General features: G+C 59.0%; 16 protein-coding genes. 9 read left to right on the top strand and 7 right to left on the bottom strand.

All coding sequences use genetic code 11. From position 1 onward, the window contains the following. From ACTO5E_RS07000 to spoIIP, 4 genes are all read right to left on the bottom strand, one after another. Positions 1–1,241: murein hydrolase activator EnvC family protein (locus ACTO5E_RS07000; protein ID WP_482302695.1), on the bottom strand; the 1,241-nt coding region annotated here is incomplete at its 3' end. A gap of 236 nt (positions 1,242–1,477) precedes the next feature. Then, positions 1,478–1,657, bottom strand: a complete 180-nt coding sequence (locus ACTO5E_RS06995; RefSeq protein ID WP_482302694.1) for a hypothetical protein — start codon at positions 1,655–1,657, stop codon at positions 1,478–1,480. A gap of 13 nt (positions 1,658–1,670) precedes the next feature. Next, a complete protein-coding gene (locus ACTO5E_RS06990; protein WP_482302693.1) occupies positions 1,671–1,940 on the bottom strand; it encodes a hypothetical protein in 270 nt (89 codons plus the stop codon). Positions 1,941–2,250: 310 nt separating this feature from the next. Next, on the bottom strand, positions 2,251–3,360 hold the full coding sequence (gene spoIIP / locus ACTO5E_RS06985; RefSeq protein WP_482302692.1) for a stage II sporulation protein P: 1,110 nt from the start codon (positions 3,358–3,360) through the stop codon (positions 2,251–2,253). A 180-nt stretch (positions 3,361–3,540) separates the two neighbouring features. On the opposite strand from spoIIP, the gene ACTO5E_RS06980 reads away from it, so the two are divergent. The 8 genes from ACTO5E_RS06980 (at position 3,541) to ACTO5E_RS06945 (ending at position 11,720) form a co-directional block, all read left to right on the top strand. After that, the gene (locus tag ACTO5E_RS06980) at positions 3,541–4,881 is read left to right on the top strand and encodes a citrate/2-methylcitrate synthase (protein WP_482302691.1); all 1,341 of its coding nucleotides are present in this window, start codon (positions 3,541–3,543) and stop codon (positions 4,879–4,881) included. Between the two features lie 339 nt (positions 4,882–5,220). Next, entirely contained in the window at positions 5,221–7,017 is a 1,797-nt protein-coding gene (locus tag ACTO5E_RS06975) for an ABC transporter ATP-binding protein (protein ID WP_482302690.1), read from the top strand. Positions 7,018–7,029: 12 nt separating this feature from the next. Next, positions 7,030–7,461 carry a GNAT family N-acetyltransferase gene (locus tag ACTO5E_RS06970; protein ID WP_482302689.1) on the top strand — a complete coding sequence of 144 codons (432 nt, stop codon included), beginning with the start codon at positions 7,030–7,032 and terminating at the stop codon, positions 7,459–7,461. 42 nt (positions 7,462–7,503) lie between these two features. Continuing rightward, a complete protein-coding gene (locus ACTO5E_RS06965; protein ID WP_482302688.1) occupies positions 7,504–9,339 on the top strand; it encodes an ABC transporter ATP-binding protein in 1,836 nt (611 codons plus the stop codon). A 75-nt stretch (positions 9,340–9,414) separates the two neighbouring features. Further along, on the top strand, positions 9,415–9,741 hold the full coding sequence (locus ACTO5E_RS06960; protein ID WP_482302687.1) for a DUF1540 domain-containing protein: 327 nt from the start codon (positions 9,415–9,417) through the stop codon (positions 9,739–9,741). 205 nt (positions 9,742–9,946) lie between these two features. Then, positions 9,947–10,240, top strand: coding sequence for a hypothetical protein (locus ACTO5E_RS06955; RefSeq protein ID WP_482302686.1), 294 nt, complete (start codon positions 9,947–9,949; stop codon positions 10,238–10,240). A 144-nt stretch (positions 10,241–10,384) separates the two neighbouring features. Then, the gene (locus ACTO5E_RS06950) at positions 10,385–11,323 is read left to right on the top strand and encodes an ADP-ribosylglycohydrolase family protein (RefSeq protein WP_482302685.1); all 939 of its coding nucleotides are present in this window, start codon (positions 10,385–10,387) and stop codon (positions 11,321–11,323) included. Beyond that, positions 11,223–11,720 carry a hypothetical protein gene (locus ACTO5E_RS06945; RefSeq protein WP_482302684.1) on the top strand — a complete coding sequence of 166 codons (498 nt, stop codon included), beginning with the start codon at positions 11,223–11,225 and terminating at the stop codon, positions 11,718–11,720. Before ACTO5E_RS06950 ends, ACTO5E_RS06945 begins: the two co-directional genes overlap by 101 nt. 491 nt (positions 11,721–12,211) lie before the next feature. Here ACTO5E_RS06945 and spoVAC read toward each other — a convergent pair whose 3' ends face one another. Continuing rightward, positions 12,212–12,655, bottom strand: a complete 444-nt coding sequence (gene spoVAC / locus ACTO5E_RS06940) for a stage V sporulation protein AC (RefSeq protein WP_482302683.1) — start codon at positions 12,653–12,655, stop codon at positions 12,212–12,214. Positions 12,656–12,790: 135 nt separating this feature from the next. Further along, entirely contained in the window at positions 12,791–13,294 is a 504-nt protein-coding gene (locus tag ACTO5E_RS06935; RefSeq protein WP_482302682.1) for an SEC-C metal-binding domain-containing protein, read from the bottom strand. Positions 13,295–13,563: 269 nt separating this feature from the next. Here ACTO5E_RS06935 and ACTO5E_RS06930 point away from each other — a divergent pair, with 269 nt between their 5' ends. Beyond that, positions 13,564–14,910 (top strand): CCA tRNA nucleotidyltransferase, encoded by a 1,347-nt coding sequence (locus tag ACTO5E_RS06930; protein WP_482302681.1) that lies wholly within the window; start codon positions 13,564–13,566, stop codon positions 14,908–14,910. Between the two features lie 63 nt (positions 14,911–14,973). Here the strand turns inward: ACTO5E_RS06930 and ACTO5E_RS06925 are convergent, their stop codons facing one another. After that, a complete protein-coding gene (locus ACTO5E_RS06925) occupies positions 14,974–15,324 on the bottom strand; it encodes a type II toxin-antitoxin system PemK/MazF family toxin (RefSeq protein ID WP_482302680.1) in 351 nt (116 codons plus the stop codon). Between the last annotated feature and the right edge of the window lie 209 nt (positions 15,325–15,533).

The raw sequence follows: 15,533 nt of genomic DNA, 5'->3' as shown, positions 1-15,533 counted from the left end.
ACCCGCTCGCCGTTCTGCCACACCTCAAAGTGCAGGTGAGGGCCGGTAGAGTCGCCCGTGTTGCCCTCATAGCCAATCACCTGACCCTTTTCCACATACTGGCCCGCGCTCACTGCCACCGAGCTCATATGGGCATACAGGGTGCTGTAGGTGCCGTTGTGGTACAGGTACACATGGTAGCCCCAGCCCATGCCCCAGCTGTCTGCCGTCCAGGCCCGAATCACCTTGCCGGACTCCGCCGCCACAATGGCTGTGCCATAGTCGCCGGCAATATCCATGCCCTTGTGGCCCCGGGCCCCGCCGTACTCGTCTGAAATGTAAGACACTCCCGGCATGGGCCAGCACGGACTAAATCCAGAGGCGACATTGCTGCCGTCCGGGTTCCAGGTGGCAGAGCCGCTGCCGCCGGGGTTGCTTGCCCCGCCGGAGCCGTTGGCGGCAGCATTGGCCGCAGCCTCCTCCGCCCGCTTGCGGGCCTCCTCCTCCAGGCGTTTTTGCTCGGCAACCAGGTCCTGAATCTCCTTGTCCCGGGCCGCAATCTCCTCCTCGTTCTGAGAAAGAGCATGGTTGGTAGCCGCCTGGGCCCCCTGCAGCTCCTCAATGGCGGCGGCGTTCTCCGCATACAGCTCGGTGAGCTCGTCCTGCTTCTGCTCCATGCCCTTCTGCAGCTCGGCCACCTTGGCCTTCTGACGCTCCCGCTCCTGCCGCTCGTCCTTGGTGGAGTCCATATAGGCCTCGATCTTGTCAATCAGCTCCTTGTCATGGCGGCTCATGTTGCTCAGCATCTCCGAGCGCATGGAGAAGTCGTTGAAGCTGTTGGAGGCGAGCAGAATCTCCAAAGTGCTCACCGACCCGGCCCGGTAAATGGCAACCACCCGCTGCCGGAACTGCTCCAGGGTCTCGGCGGACTCCTCTTGAGCCTTCTTCAGCTTCAGGTCCAGCTCGTGGATGTTGGCGTTGAGCTCCTCAATGTCCTGCCGGGCTGAGGTGATCTGGGTTTCCAGCACCGTGATCTGCTCCTGCAGGGTCTCCTGATACTCCTGCTTCTGGGCCTCGTCCTCCCGCAGCTCCGCCAGCTTGGCGGAAAGGGCCTGCCGCTCCTGTTCCAGCTCTGCCTGTTCGGCCTCCACCTCTTCAATGGTACGGGCCGCTACAGAGACGGGCGTAAGTACCAGCAGCGTAGCTGCCAGCAGTGCCGAGAGGCACCGCTTGACCCTGCCGGGCTTCCACTTTAATTTCATGCGATTCCTTCCTTTCTTAAGGGAATTTTCACATCCTTGACATGATTTTTTCTTATTATAGACCGATTTCGCCTCATCTTTTTTCTCTAAAAGAATTATATTTGTAAACAAATCGTGAAATAGCACATCTTGTATCGACCTGCGGGCAGGATACAAGAGCGGCAGCGTCTGTGTGAAAAAACCGGATGAAATGAAAAAAGGCCGGGCGTTTCCCGGCAAGGGGCTTGTTCCAGCCCTTATTGCCAGCGTTTGCCCAGCAGTTTTTCTACGCTTTTCATGATCTGTCTGGCGCTGTGGACCTCGCTGCGCTGGCCTTGGGCCCGCAGGGCTACCAGGGCGGCTGCCGCCGCTACCATGCTCCAACCTGCCACGCCCAACGACCACTGCTCACGGACCAGCGTTGTCAACAAGCTCAACCCTGTTCCCTCCTTATTCTTTGGCTTGGGGAATACAGCCAAAGTCCAATATGAACTGCCATACCCGTTCCAGGCGGGTGACATCCCAGGTGCGTTCCTGCCCAAAGGCCTTTACGGTGAGCTCTACCCGGCTGGGAGATTTCTCCACCCGGGCCAGGGGGACGGCGTCCCCGAAGCTGAGCCTGCGGCCCTGGTAGTCGACAGTGAGAATGCCGGCAGTGGTGAGCAGGACGAAAAGACCCAGGCCAAGGCCAAGCCAGAAAAAGCGCGTGTTTTGCTTCATAGGAGACTCCTTTGCGGGAAAGCATTCTTTAAAGGATACCTTTCCCGGTCAAAACGAAAATATACAGAAGCAGCGCACAAAACGCGGGGCGCGCTGGCACGCCAGCGCTGGGTGTGGTGGGGGGAGCTGGGGGTTGTGGTCGCGGTTTGAGGGTTTGATGGGGCAGCGGGGGTTTTGGCAGGGGATGATGGTGTGGTCTGGTGGCAGGGCGAGAGACTGGGGGGAGGACAGCGGCGGGGATGCGGGTATTCGGACTGCAAGCGGCAGTATTGACGCCCGGCGCCTTGTGCTGAAAGCTTGCCCTTTGCCCTCACCGGCACTCCTTTAAGGTCTCGCCCAGAATCTCCCCCACCAGCTGGCCGGTGTACCGGGCCTCGGCCACGGTGTTGACTTCTGTCCCCACCTCCACCAGAATGGACCCGTGGGTGGCGTTCATGTTGTATTTGCTGTTGGAGAAGCTCAAGGGCCGCATGAGCCCGGGGTACAGGGCCTGGGCTTTTTGCTGCACCCGCAGCATCAGCCGCAGGTTCTGCCGCCAGTCTGGAAAGTCACCCCAGCTGCCGTCTGCGTCGCACCCGGCCAGCAGCATGGCCTGGGCCGCTTTGCGCCCGCCCACCTCTGCCGTGGGCTTATACTTCACCCCCGCCTCGGTGGTCATGGAGTCCCTGTGCAGGTCAATGGTCACCTGAATGCCCGGGTATTTCGCCAGGTTGGTTTGAATCACCTCCCAGGAGCGGTCGTAAGAGCCGTTGAACACGGTGTCGTTCACGGTTTTGTCGTGAACCACGCCAATGCCCTGGGCTTCCAGGGACTTTCGCAGCTCTTCGCCCGCCGCCACTACGCTGGCGTCCTGGTTTTGTGTGCGGGTGGGGCTGTCGGTGTAGTAGAAGCCCGGGGCGCTGGCGGCGTAGGCCTCACTGGTGTGGGTGTGGTAGATGAGCACCTCCACGCTGCCGTCCAGCTTCATGTGGACGTCCGGGTCTTCCAGCAGCTCCGCGGCCAGGTCTGTGCCTGAGTCTGTGGAGTCCCGCACAAAAAAGCTGTCTATCTGGGCGCCGCCCTCCAGCTGAATCTCCTCCACCGGCCCGCTGGCCCGGTCAGGGTCCGGGGTGGCCTGAGTGCCGGGAAGCAGGTCGCTGTGGAAGGGGACGATGCCGTCGTCAGGCAGGCCGCCGCTGTGGACGGTGTGCCAGTCCTCTTCTGCCAGCAGACCGTTCTGACCCCATACCGGGGCGGTAGGGGCCGCGCTGGGCGGGGGGGAGGGGCTGGCCTGGGGTTGGCTCATGCCGGCGGCCAGCAGCAGGGCCTGGCCGCCGCGCTCCTGAGCCCAGCTTTGCAGACTGCTGGCAGCGCACCACAGGCAGATAGCGGCGCAGGCCAGCATGATCAGGCTTTTGCCGAGACGGCGGATTTTTTTCATGAAGAGCATCCCTCGCTTTCCAGAAATAAACAGGCGCAAAAGTGTCAGAAAAACACTGCGCTTGTCTTTCATCAAAAATAATTTACAATTTACCTCTTGCGCGTCTATCAAATCTTTAGTATAATAAATTATAAAATAAAATTTTATAAATGAACACACCAAAGAAAGGAGACCGCCGCCATGTCTATTTATTCCGAGCTCCGGCCAGAGATTCAGGCCCTGGCCCAGCAATGTGTCAGCAACAGCCGGATCGACCCTGAGCTGTATACCAGATTCGACGTAAAACGCGGACTGCGCGACCTGAACGGCAAGGGCGTGCTTACCGGCCTCACCAACATCTCTGAGATCGTGTCCTCCAAGGAGGTGGACGGCAAGTCCGTGCCCTGCGAGGGCAAGCTCTATTTCCGGGGGTATGATGTGGAGGAGCTGATCCGCCGCCAGCCCGCCACCGACAGCTTTGGCTTTGAGCGCACCGCCTATCTGCTGCTGTTCGGCCAGCTGCCGGAGGAGGGCCAGCTCAAGGAGTTCTGCGGCCTTTTGTCCTTCTACCGCACTTTGCCCACCAGCTTTGTCCGGGACATTATTATGAAAGCCCCCAGCAGCGACATGATGAACACCCTGGCCCGCAGCGTCCTCACCCTCTATTCATATGATGAAGACGCCGAGGATATTTCTATCCCCAATGTTCTGCGCCAGTGTATGCAGCTGATTGCTCTGTTCCCCCTGCTCTCGGTATACGGCTACCAGGCCTACCGGCACTATCACGACGGCCAAAGCCTGTTTATCCACCAGCCGGACCCCAAGCTCTCTACTGCGGAGAACATTCTGCGCATTCTGCGCCCGGACTGTCAGTATACCGCCCTGGAGGCCAAGGTGCTGGATATTGCCCTGATTCTTCACGCGGACCACGGCGGCGGCAACAACTCCACCTTTACTACCCATGTGGTCACCTCCTCGGGCACGGATACTTACTCGGCCATTGCCGCGGCCCTGGGCTCGCTGAAGGGGCCCAAGCACGGCGGGGCCAACATCAAGGTGGTGCAGATGTTTGAGGACATCAAGTCCCACATAAAGGACTGGAACGATGATGAGGAGATCAGCGCCTACCTCTACAAGCTGCTGCACAAGGAGGCCTTTGACCGCTCGGGGCTGATCTACGGCATGGGCCACGCGGTGTACTCCATCTCCGACCCCCGGGCCAAGACCATGGCCCGGTTTGTGGAGGGGCTCTCTCAGGAGAAGGGCCGCACCGAGGAATACCGGCTGTATCAGAATGTGGAACGCCTGGCCGTGGAGGCCATTACCAAGGACCGGAAGATCTATAAGGGCGTTTCGGCCAATGTGGACTTTTACAGCGGCTTTATTTACAGTATGCTGGACCTGCCCATGGAGCTTTATACCCCGATCTTCGCCATTTCCCGCATTGCCGGATGGAGCGCCCACCGCATTGAGGAGTTGATTGGCGGGGGCAAGATCATCCGTCCCTCGTACAAAAGCGTTCAGCCCCACCGGCAGGCGTAAGCCCTGGCTCAAAGGAGAGGCCGTGCCTGAGGGCAGAGTGGAAGGGGAAAAGCCAAGGCGTTTTCTCTGCGCTCATTTCCGGGGAAATGAAGGGGTTTTGCCGGCGGCTTTCCCGTCTGGCAAAATTTTGCTTGACATTCCCAGGCTTCAGTGCTAGAATGAATCAACCTCTCTGATCATTTTTCTATACACAATGGCGCAAACCGTGTACGTTGCACGTTTCGGCGCAGTACGTTTCCGGGAACCTTTCGCTTTTCGTGTCAAAGCGGGCGGGTTCTCTGGCCGTGCTGTGCCTTTTTGTGTCAAAAGGCAATCTATGGTTCAAAAAACGAGGTGCGTATGAAAAAGAAGTCATCCAAAAAATCAAGCATTCTCCGCTTTTTCCCCTTTACCAAGGGGCTGCGGGGCTGCTTCCTTCTGTCCGCCGTCACGGTGATTCTGTCGTCTCTGTGCAACTACATGACGCCCCAAATCATCCGGGTTACGGTGGACTCGGTCATCAACAGCGAGCCCTTCGCCCTGCCCGCCGGCGTGCTGGGCTGGGTAGAGTCTCTGGGCGGGCGGGAGTTCCTGCGCAGCCACATTGTGGTGTGCGCGGGGGCGGCGCTGCTGTTTGCGGCAGTGGCGGGGGTTACCAACTACCTCAGCCGCACCAGCCTGGCCAAGGCCAGCGAGGGCACTGTGCAGCGGGTGCGTGACCGGCTGTTCAGCCACATCCAGCGTCTGCCCTATGCCTGGCACAATTCCCACCAGACCGGGGACATCATCCAACGCTGCACCCAGGATGTGGAGCTCATCCGCAATTTTGTCAACGACCAGCTGATGGCCGTGGTGCGCACGGTACTGGCTATTGTGATCTCGCTGTCGCTGATGTTTTTGATGAACCTGCGGCTCTCGCTGCTGGTGCTGGCCTTTATCCCGGTGGTAATGGGATTCTCCATGATATTCTTTGTGGTGGTCGGCAAGCGTTTTGAGCAGGCCGACCAGACCGACGGCCAGCTCACTGCCCTGGTGCAGGAGAACCTGACCGGGGTGCGGGTGGTGCGGGCCTTTGGCCGGGAGCGCTTTGAGATTGACCGCTTCAACAAAAAGAACCAGGAGTTCGCGGACCAGTGGTCCCATCTGGGCACTGTGCTGGGAGTCAACTGGGGCATTGGCGAGCTGTTCGCCGGGCTGCAGGCCCTGGTGGTCATTGTGGCGGGGGTGTTCTTTGTAGAGGCAGGGGACATTACCCAGGGAGAGTTCCTGGCATTTACAGCCTACAACTCCATGCTGGCCTGGCCGGTGGCCCAGCTGGGGCGTATTCTCAGCGAGCTGAGCAAGACCTCCATCAGCGCCACCCGGATCTTCGACATTCTGGACGCGGAGGAGGAGAAGGACTGCGCCTCTCCCCAGACGCCGCCCCTCACCGGAGACATTGTTTTCGACCATGTGAGCTTTGGCTATAGCGAGGGCGTGGACGTGGTGGAGGATGTGAGCTTCACCATTAAGGCGGGCAGCACCTTTGGCATTCTGGGGGCCACAGGCAGCGGCAAGTCTACCCTGATGTACCTGCTGGACCGGCTCTATGAGCTGCCGGAGGGGCAGGGGACTGTGTCCATCGGCGGGGTGGATGTGCGGCGGATGAAGCTGGAGCACCTGCGCCGGGGCGTGGGCATGGTGCTGCAGGAGCCCTTCCTGTTCTCCAAGACCTTTCGGGAGAGCATTGCCGACGGAGCCGGCCGCCAGGACCTGGACACGGTGCGCCGGTACGCCCGCATGGCGGTGATTGACGACGCCATTGAGAACTTCTCCCAGGGCTACGAGACCCCCATCGGGGAGCGGGGCGTGACCATTTCCGGCGGGCAGAAGCAGCGGGTGGCCATTGCCCGGATGCTGATGCAGGACACCCCCATCAAGGTGTTTGACGACTCCCTCTCGGCAGTGGACATGGAGACGGACCAGAAGATCCGCCAGTCCATCCAGGAGAATGTCCGGGGCACCACGATCCTGATTGCCCACCGCATCACCACCTTGATGAACGCGGACCAGATTCTGGTGCTGGACCGGGGCCGGGTGGCCCAGCTGGGCACCCATCAGGAGCTTATCGCCCAGGACGGGATTTATAAAAAGATTTATGAGATGCAGAAGTCGTAAGGAGGAGCTGGTATGTACCGTGAAATGACGGTGGCTGATACCGCTAAGGTGCTTCCACTGTATATAGATTACTATAATACCTGCGAAGGAGGCTGCTGGACAGCTGAAACCGCAGGAAAGCGTATCCGCCAGGTGTTGAGCATGAACGGCGGATGGGGACTGCTGCTTGAAGAGGACGTCCCGGTGGGGTTCGCCATGGGTTATTTCAAACAGTATGACGACCTGTGTGCCTTCACTCTGGAGGAAATCGTGATTGAGCGGGGCCGCCAGGGAAAAGGCTTCGGCTCCGCCCTGCTGTCAGAGGTAGAGAACCGGGTCAGGACCCTGGGAGCGGCAGGAGTAGAACTGAGCGCCGTGAATGATGAGGCCCACCATAGGTTTTATGCCCGGGCCGGTTATGGCGATGCGAAGAATTTCGTGCTGAAGGTAAAGTGGTTCCAATAGTCAGGCCACACCCTCTGTGAAATCGTGTGTAAGGAGAATTCCATGGATATAGAAAAGAAGGAAAACAAACCAAAGGAGCGTTTCCATTCCTTTAAGGTGTGGGGCAAAATGCTCCCCTATATCAAGCCCTACCGGGGGCTGGTCGCGGTCATTCTCGCGGCCATGCTGGCCGACGCGGCCACCTCGGTGGCTTATACCCTGCTGGTGGGCTATGTGGTGGACCGGTTCGTCACCCCCGGCGTCAGCCAGGGCATTATGGGCTTTGCCCTGTTCTACCTAGGGCTGGTGCTGGTAAAAACCCTTTGCCAGATTACCCTGGGCAGCGTGGCCCTGCGCATTGAGATGTACATAGGCCGTGACATGAAGCGGGATCTGTTCGCCCATTTGCAGGCTCTGAGCTTTTCTTACTACAACCAGACCCCTGTGGGCACCATTGTGGCCCGGGCTCTCAACGACCCCGGCCGCATTGCCGAGGGCATTCCCTGGTTTGTGGTAGACGCGGTGTATTGCAGCGTGTATGTGCTCAGCTGCCTTGTGGTTATGCTGGTTATCAACTGGCAGCTGGGCCTGCTGGTGCTGGCAGTGGTGCCCTTTATCGCGGTGTTTACCGTGTTTTTTGAAAAGCGCATTCTGCGGGTGAACCGCAAGGCCCGCAAGATCAACGCCGAGGTCACCCGGCACTACAACGAGGGCATCTCCGGAGCCAAAACCTCCAAAACCCTGGTGATTGAGGACAAGAACCTGCAGGCCTTCCATGAGGTCAGCGACAGTATGCGCCGCACCAGCATCAAGGCTGTCCGGCTGGACGCTATCTATATTCCGGTCATCAGCTTTCTCACGGCAGTGGCTGTGTCCTTTGTGCTTACGGGGGGCGGCAGCTCGGCCATGGCGGGAGGCATCAGCATTGGGGGGCTCACAATTTTTGTCAGCTTTGCCCTGCAAATTGCCGAGCCGGTGCAGGCCCTGGCCTTTCAGGTGACCCGCTTTGTGGCCATGCAGGCCAACATCGAACGGGTGACCGAGCTGTTGGCTCTGAAGCCGGAGATCACGGACACCCCGGAGGTCATAGAGAAGTACGGCACCAGCATGGACCCCAAGCGGGAGAACTGGGAGCCTCTGCAGGGCCGGGTCACCTTTGAGGACGTGACCTTCCGCTATCCGGACGGCCACGAGAATGTGCTGGAGCACTTTGATCTGGAGGTGCCTGCCGGGTCCACTGTGGCTATTGTGGGCGAGACCGGCGCGGGCAAGTCCACTTTGGTGAACCTGTGCTGCCGGTTCTTCGAGCCCACCGGGGGGCGCATCCTTATTGACGGCCGGGACTACCGGGAGCGGAGCATGCTGTGGCTGCACAGCGGCATTGGCTATGTGCTGCAGACCCCCCACCTGTTTTCCGGCTCGGTGAAGGAGAACATCCGCTATGGGCGGCTGGACGCCACTGACGAGGAGATTATGGCCGCGGCCAAGCTGGTGAACGCCCATGAGTTTATTATGCGCATGGAGAAGGGCTATGACAGCGATGTGGGAGAGGGCGGCGGCCAGCTCTCCACCGGCGAGAAGCAGCTGGTGAGCTTTGCCCGGGCCGTGCTGGCCGACCCCCGCATTTTTGTGCTGGACGAGGCCACCGCCTCCATCGACACCAAGACCGAGGCGCTGATTCAGGAGGCCATCTCTACCCTGTTGGAGGGGCGCACCTCCTTCCTCATTGCCCACCGGCTCTCCACCATCCGCAAGGCAGACATGATTCTGGTGGTGCGGGATGGAAAAATTATCCAGCGGGGCGCCCATCAGGAGCTGATGGACCAGGGCGGCTATTACGCAGACCTGTACAACAAGCAGTTTGAGACAGAGTCTACCGAGAACGCCTTTGGGGTATAACCGGCCGCTTTGGGGGCAGGCTAAGGAGAGCAAGGCCAATGGCCTGCAAATTCTAACGAACCCGAGGTGGTCAGTATGAAGAACAAATTGGAGTGCTCTGTTACCGCCTGCCGCCACAATGTCAACAGCCTGTGCGACCTGCCCAGCATCAAGGTGGAGGGCCCCGGCGCCTGCTGCAGCGACCAGACCTGCTGCGAGTCCTTTGAGGAGCGCACCAGCGCGGGCAGCAACGCGGTCTCCGGCTCTTATGCCAGCCCCGACACCTCTATTGACTGCAAGGCCCACAACTGCACCTACAACAACAACTGCAAGTGCGAGGCCGAGTGCGTATGCGTGGGCTGCTGCTGCGGCGACGTCACCAGCAAAAGCGGCACCGAGTGCTGCACCTTCCGTCAGGGCTGATTTTTTCACAGAGCGCCGGGTTCAGATTGACCCGGCCTCTTTCTTTTTGTGCAAAATGTCGGTGGAAATTTGCGTGGGGACTGTGCTATAATGGATAATAAGAGAGAGAACCAGTGTCTTGCGGACTTTTCTGAAAGTCCCAATTCGACTTCATGTTCCTGGTAAAAATATATCAACTAAATATTATAAATGGAGGTAGTGATAAATGACTAGGTGGGAGTGCTACATAGAAGAATACGAATCTGAGAATGGATTGGCAGCTAGACTAAGGGATAAAACGACAAATAAGAAGGTATCAATACAAGTAACATCTTTAGAGGGGAAAATGCACTTTTTACAATTTCTTAGTGCAGCAAAAGTTAATAAAGAGATAATGCCAACTATATTTGACAGAGATGGTGAGGATGTCATAGCAGTTTATGGTGTAAAGCAAAAGGAAAATAAGAATACCATCTTTATAGATACAGATAAAGATGGTGGTGGATATCTATTTGAATAATTATACAAAAGGAGTTTGGATTGTATCAACGGGAACACAAAAGCGAATTGGGTGTTTTGAAAGGGTCCGGGCACGGAAAGACGCTGCGGGGCATACATTGCATATTAGTGGGATGAAAGGGAATCCAACGGGGGAGGAGAGGGCATGTACGGCGCGATATTGGGCGATATCGCCGGGTCACGGTTTGAGTTTACCCGTCCGGAACGCTTTGACTGGCGCACGGAGGAGCTGTTCAGCGGCATGAGCACCTATACCGACGACACGGTGCTGACCATTGCCACCAAATACGCCCTGCTCACCGGCGTGCCCTATTTTCGGGCCTACCGGCAGTTCGGGCGGCGATATATGCAGGCGGGGTATGGGCCCATGTTCAAAAGCTGGCTCCATGCCCAGTCTGAGCGGGGCTACCACAGCTACGGCAATGGGTCGGCCATGCGGGTGAGCTATATCGGCTGGCATTTTGACAGCCTTGAGCTGGTAGAGCGGGAGGCTGCGGCCAGCTCCATGTGTACCCACGACCACCCGGAGGGGGTGAAGGCAGCCCAGGCCGCCGCCGCTGCGGTATATATGGCCCGCACCGGGGCCAGCAAGGCGGAGATCGCCTATTATATTCACAAGAAATACCGGTACCGGGTGCTGCGCCCCCTGGCGCTCTACCGGCCCTTTGGCAGATTTGACGTTACCGCCAAGGGTACCATGCCCCTGGCCATCCGGTGTTTTCTCGAGTCCGAGGACTGGGAGAGCTGCATTCGCAATGTGTACAGCGTGCGCTGCGATACGGACACGGTGGGCTGTATTGCCGGGGCCATTGCCGACGCTTTTTATGGCGGCACAGGACAGGACGAGGACGCCCTGCTGCGGCGGTTCCTCATCCGGCCCAACCGGGTGGGAGCCTTTGACACCTATCTGTACGACTGGGCGGTGAAGACGCCCCAGCGGTTCGCTCAGGAGCAGCAGGAAGAGGAGAAAGGAGAGATGGAGCATGATACTGCAGACCTACCAGTCCCAGCTGGTGCTGAAGACCCTGAAGGCTGGACAGGTGTACCGGGCCAAGCCCAATCTGAGACTGCGGGGGGAGTATGACGCGCTCATCGACATGTTTGGGCTGCACTGCGAGTGCCCGGTGTTCGCGGTGGTCAAGGGCAAAAAGCAGAATACGGGGGGCAAGGTCTCCGGCTCGGTGCGCCTGACGCTGGATGTGCCCGACCAATATGTGCGCCTGACAGAGTATGGCCAGTGGGCGGACTTCCTCTACGTCTTCAAATATGCCAAGCCGGGCAACTACAAGGTGCTGCGGCCGGACTGCGAGGAGATTACGGTGCGGCAGTATAACCAGCTGCTGGAGAGCCTGAAGACCCAGAAGAAGCTGTCCCAGTACGAGTGCCCCCAGGTGGTGCTGGAACGCATTGAGCCGGCCTGGCTGAAAAGTGTGAAGATTTTTGGGAAATCGGGGCTGCTGAGTAAGCTGATTCACAGATAAGAGCGAAAAATGACCTGTTGGGGTTGAGACGGCATGGCGCAGGCTGTGCCGTTTTCTTTATGGAGAATAAAAAATTTGCAACCCCGATTTGAGGGATTGCAAAGGAAAGTTCCCCTGACCGCAGCACGGAACCCGGATTTGTACCGCCGGTAAAAGGTGCGAGTATGCGGTCGGGGTATGGCACGGGGCGAGCTCATGGCCTTGCCAAAGCTGCGCAGCGGCGGAGGTTCAGACTGCCGCCGGGCCAAGCGGCTAGGGCTTGTTTGAAAAATCGAAAACACTATCTTTTTGAGCAGAGAGGCCGCTTTCTGCGTCGAACATTCTTGCATTTGTCCTCTTCTGCTTTCAAACAAGCTTGAAAGGCCGCGCCCATTTTTCCAGAAAAGGAAGGTCTTGAGCCACCCTCCAATTATAAGCCAGCCTTTGAGAGGGGGAGGGCCTTGCTGTCAGCAAAAACGGGAATCCTGTTTGTCCCCCAAAACCAGCAAGCCTTAAATCTGGAAAATGAAGATAATCAGGCCGTACACTACCGAGGCTGTAATGCCAAACACCAGCACAGGCCCGGCCACAGTGAAAAGCTTGGCCCCAAGGCCGGTGATGAAGCCTTCAGATTTGAATTCCATGGCCGGGGACACCATGGAGTTGGCAAAGCCGGTGATAGGAACCAGTACCCCCGCGCCGGCGTATTTGGCGATATTGTCGTACCAGCCCAGAGCGGTGAGGGCTGCGGAGGTCAGAATCAGGCTGACAGACACCGCCATGCGGGCCTGAGGCAGGTCCAGGCCCAGATTTTGATAGAGCTGGCACAGCAGCTGGCCCAGGGTACACACCAGGCCCCCGGTGAGAAAGGCCAGGGCGCAGTCCTTGACCACAGGGGAGGGCGGAGAGGCCGCTTTTACGGCCTGAGCGTATTCCTGGGGAGAGATGCTTTTCATAAGGCCACCATCCTTGCTTGAGAAGTATGGCTTTAGTGTGCCCGGGCAAGGCGGGATTATTTGCAGAAAACGGCGAAGAAAACAAAAAGACTGACCGGGACTGGGCCCTGGTCAGCCGGAAAGCAGCGGGGAGGTTTACTGGTCTCTGCCGCAGCATTTTTTGTATTTTTTGCCGCTGCCGCAGGGGCAGGGGTCGTTGCGGCCAATTTTGGGGCCTTTTACCACGGTTTTTGAGTTTTTCTGCTCTCGATAGAGCTCCTTGCGGCGCTCGGGGGTGAGCAGGGGCTCCCACTCGGGCAGATTGTAAAGCCACTCGGCCTTGGCGTCCACCATGTTTTTGTAGAGCAGCTCCATGTCATAGGCCAGGCTCACCTCAGAGTCGGCCTCCAGGCTGTCCAGGTCGTTGGGGGTCTTCAGGCTGTCGTTGATGCCGTCCAGAAAGCCGGTCATGGTGATCAGGTCCACACCAAACTTTTTAGCGTAGGACTGGACCGTGCTTTTGCGGGGCTTGGAGGTAAGGATCTGCTTATAGAACTGGGTTTCCTGGTCAAAATACTCCTTCCAGAAGCTGGGGCCGTTTTTCTCCTGCTGTTGTTGGGCGTAGTCTCTCCATTCGTTGAGCAAAGGCAAATCAAACACTCCTCAAGATGTTATTTTCTCCATAATACCACAGGTCCCGGTGAGATGTCAACTGGGCGGCGTTCGGGGGAGTGACCAAACTATCGAGGTTTTCTTCGGGATTTTTTGAGTAATGGAAAAAGGCTTTGCCTGTGGAGTAGGTTGGTCCACAGCATGTTTTACTCAGTCATGGAGTTTGGCCCTTTCAGACAGGCGCGCTTCCCTTGGCATTCTCTTGACGCGCCTGCCCCAGGGCAGTATAATGAAAGAAAACGAAAGGAGGCCTGCCCGTGACCATCCCGATTCCTTCCCATGTCCGCCAGGTGATGGCCCGGTTGGAGGCCGCCGGCCACCAGGCCTGGTGTGTGGGCGGCTGTGTCCGGGACTGCCTGCTGGGCCGGAGTCCTGCGGACTGGGATGTGGCCACCAGCGCCCTGCCCCAAGAGACCGCCGCCTGCTTTGGAGACCGCACTCTGGCGCGGGCGGGCATGGACTATGGCACTATAGGGGTGGGGACGGAGGCAGGGGTGGTGGAGGTGACCACCTACCGGGTGGACGGGGCTTACTCCGGGCACCGCAGGCCGGAGCAGGTGGCCTTTGCCCGCTGCTTGGAGGAGGACCTGGCCCGGCGGGACTTCACTATAAACGCCATGGCCTATCACCCGGAGCGGGGGCTGGCAGACCGGTTTGGAGGGCAGAGGGACCTGAAGGCTGGTCTGCTGCGCTGTGTGGGCGACCCTGCCCGCCGGTTTGACGAGGACGCCCTGCGGATTTTGCGGGCCCTGCGCTTTGGGGCGGCGCTGGGCTTTGCGCTGGACCCTGCCGCTGTTCAGGCGGCACAGGAGGCCCGGGGGCTGCTGGGAGGCGTTTCGGGCCAGCGGGTGCAGGAGGAGCTGACCAAGCTGCTCTGCGGCCCCTTTGCCGGGCGGACATTGGCGTACTACCCCAGCCTCGTCTTCGCTGCTCTGCCCGAGCTGGCCCCGTTAGCCGGGTGCGCCCAGGAGAGCCCCTATCACTGCTTTGACTGCTGGGGGCATACAGTTCACGCGGTGGATGGGGTGCCCCAGGAGCCTGTGCTGCGGTGGGCGGCCTTGCTGCACGACTGTGGCAAGCCGTCTGTCAAAAGCATGGGGCCTGATGGGAGAGCGCATTTTTACGGCCACCCTAAAATCAGCGGGCAGATCGCCCGGACGCTGATGGAAAGGCTGTGCTTTTCCAACCAGCGGAAGGCGGCGGTGTCGGCATTGGTAGAGCGGCATGGGGAGCCTCTGCCCATGCCGGAAAAGCGGGTGAAGCGTCTGCTGGCCGCCTTGGGAGAGGAGGGCTTTGGCCGGCTGCTTTTGTTGATGCGGGGGGACGTGCTGGCTCAGGCGCCGGGGCTGGCCCAGGAGCGGCTTGGGCTGCTGGCCCAGGCAGAGGCTTTGGGAGGCCGGCTGCTGCGCCAGGGGGCCTGCCTGACCCTGAGGGACCTGGCGGTAGGGGGCGGCGACCTGCTGGCCCTCGGCCTGCCCCAGGGGCCGGAGCTGGGGGCTGTGCTGCGCCGGCTGCTGGACGAGGTGCTGGCTGGGGAGCTGGCAAACGAAAGGCCCGTGCTTTTGGCACGGGCCGGGGAAATAGGGGGCGTTCCCATAGGCTGAATGGGGAAGCTGCCTGCAAACGCTTGTGGGAACGCGCCCAGGGGAGCCGTCTACATAAGAGGTTTATGTAGGGCCTAACCCAAAGCTGATGGACAGGGCCTGATTGACCCTGCTCATAGAGCGCTGGTCCAGCCTGCCCATTTTTTCCCGCAGGCGGTGCTTATCCAGGGTGCGGACCTGCTCCAGCAGAACCACCGAGTCCTTGATCAGACCGCTGCCCTGGGCGTCCACCTCGATGTGAGTGGGCAGGGCAGCTTTGTCCCGCTGGCTGGTAATGGCCGCGGCAATGACTGTGGGACTGAACCGGTTGCCCACGTCGTTCTGTATGATCAGCACGGGCCGCACGCCGCCCTGTTCAGAGCCCACCACAGGGCTCAGGTCGGCATAGTAGATATCTCCTCTGTGTACGTTCACGGCTTTTCACTCTCCTGTTCTCCTTGAGGTCTTTGCTTCTATTCTGAGCGGAAAGAGGAAAGCTTATTCATTGGGACTGAAAAAACTTCCATTCCATAGTATTCGGGGGACAAGAGAGAGTGAAGGAAAGGAGCCTGCCAACAGGAAAAAGCCTGGGGTTTTCCCCTACGCTGAAAGGATACGAGCTTGTACGAATAAGATATTGCGCC

Source organism: Acutalibacter sp., from assembly GCF_056800975.1.
Note: the sequence above shows the minus strand (reverse complement) of the source record. Positions and strands in the feature narration are given on the sequence as shown.

Bases quoted from the DNA above. Each gene is read 5' to 3' on its own strand.
- ACTO5E_RS06975 (WP_482302690.1), top strand. From the start codon at position 5,221: ATGAAAAAGAAGTCATCCAAAAAATCAAGCATTCTCCGCTTTTTCCCC.
- ACTO5E_RS06965 (WP_482302688.1), top strand. From the start codon at position 7,504: ATGGATATAGAAAAGAAGGAAAACAAACCAAAGGAGCGTTTCCATTCC.
- spoIIP (WP_482302692.1), bottom strand. From the start codon at position 3,360: ATGAAAAAAATCCGCCGTCTCGGCAAAAGCCTGATCATGCTGGCCTGC.
- ACTO5E_RS06970 (WP_482302689.1), top strand. From the start codon at position 7,030: ATGTACCGTGAAATGACGGTGGCTGATACCGCTAAGGTGCTTCCACTG.
- ACTO5E_RS06980 (WP_482302691.1), top strand. From the start codon at position 3,541: ATGTCTATTTATTCCGAGCTCCGGCCAGAGATTCAGGCCCTGGCCCAG.
- ACTO5E_RS06960 (WP_482302687.1), top strand. From the start codon at position 9,415: ATGAAGAACAAATTGGAGTGCTCTGTTACCGCCTGCCGCCACAATGTC.
- ACTO5E_RS06990 (WP_482302693.1), bottom strand. From the start codon at position 1,940: ATGAAGCAAAACACGCGCTTTTTCTGGCTTGGCCTTGGCCTGGGTCTT.
- ACTO5E_RS06945 (WP_482302684.1), top strand. From the start codon at position 11,223: ATGATACTGCAGACCTACCAGTCCCAGCTGGTGCTGAAGACCCTGAAG.
- ACTO5E_RS06955 (WP_482302686.1), top strand. From the start codon at position 9,947: ATGACTAGGTGGGAGTGCTACATAGAAGAATACGAATCTGAGAATGGA.
- ACTO5E_RS06950 (WP_482302685.1), top strand. From the start codon at position 10,385: ATGTACGGCGCGATATTGGGCGATATCGCCGGGTCACGGTTTGAGTTT.
- spoVAC (WP_482302683.1), bottom strand. From the start codon at position 12,655: ATGAAAAGCATCTCTCCCCAGGAATACGCTCAGGCCGTAAAAGCGGCC.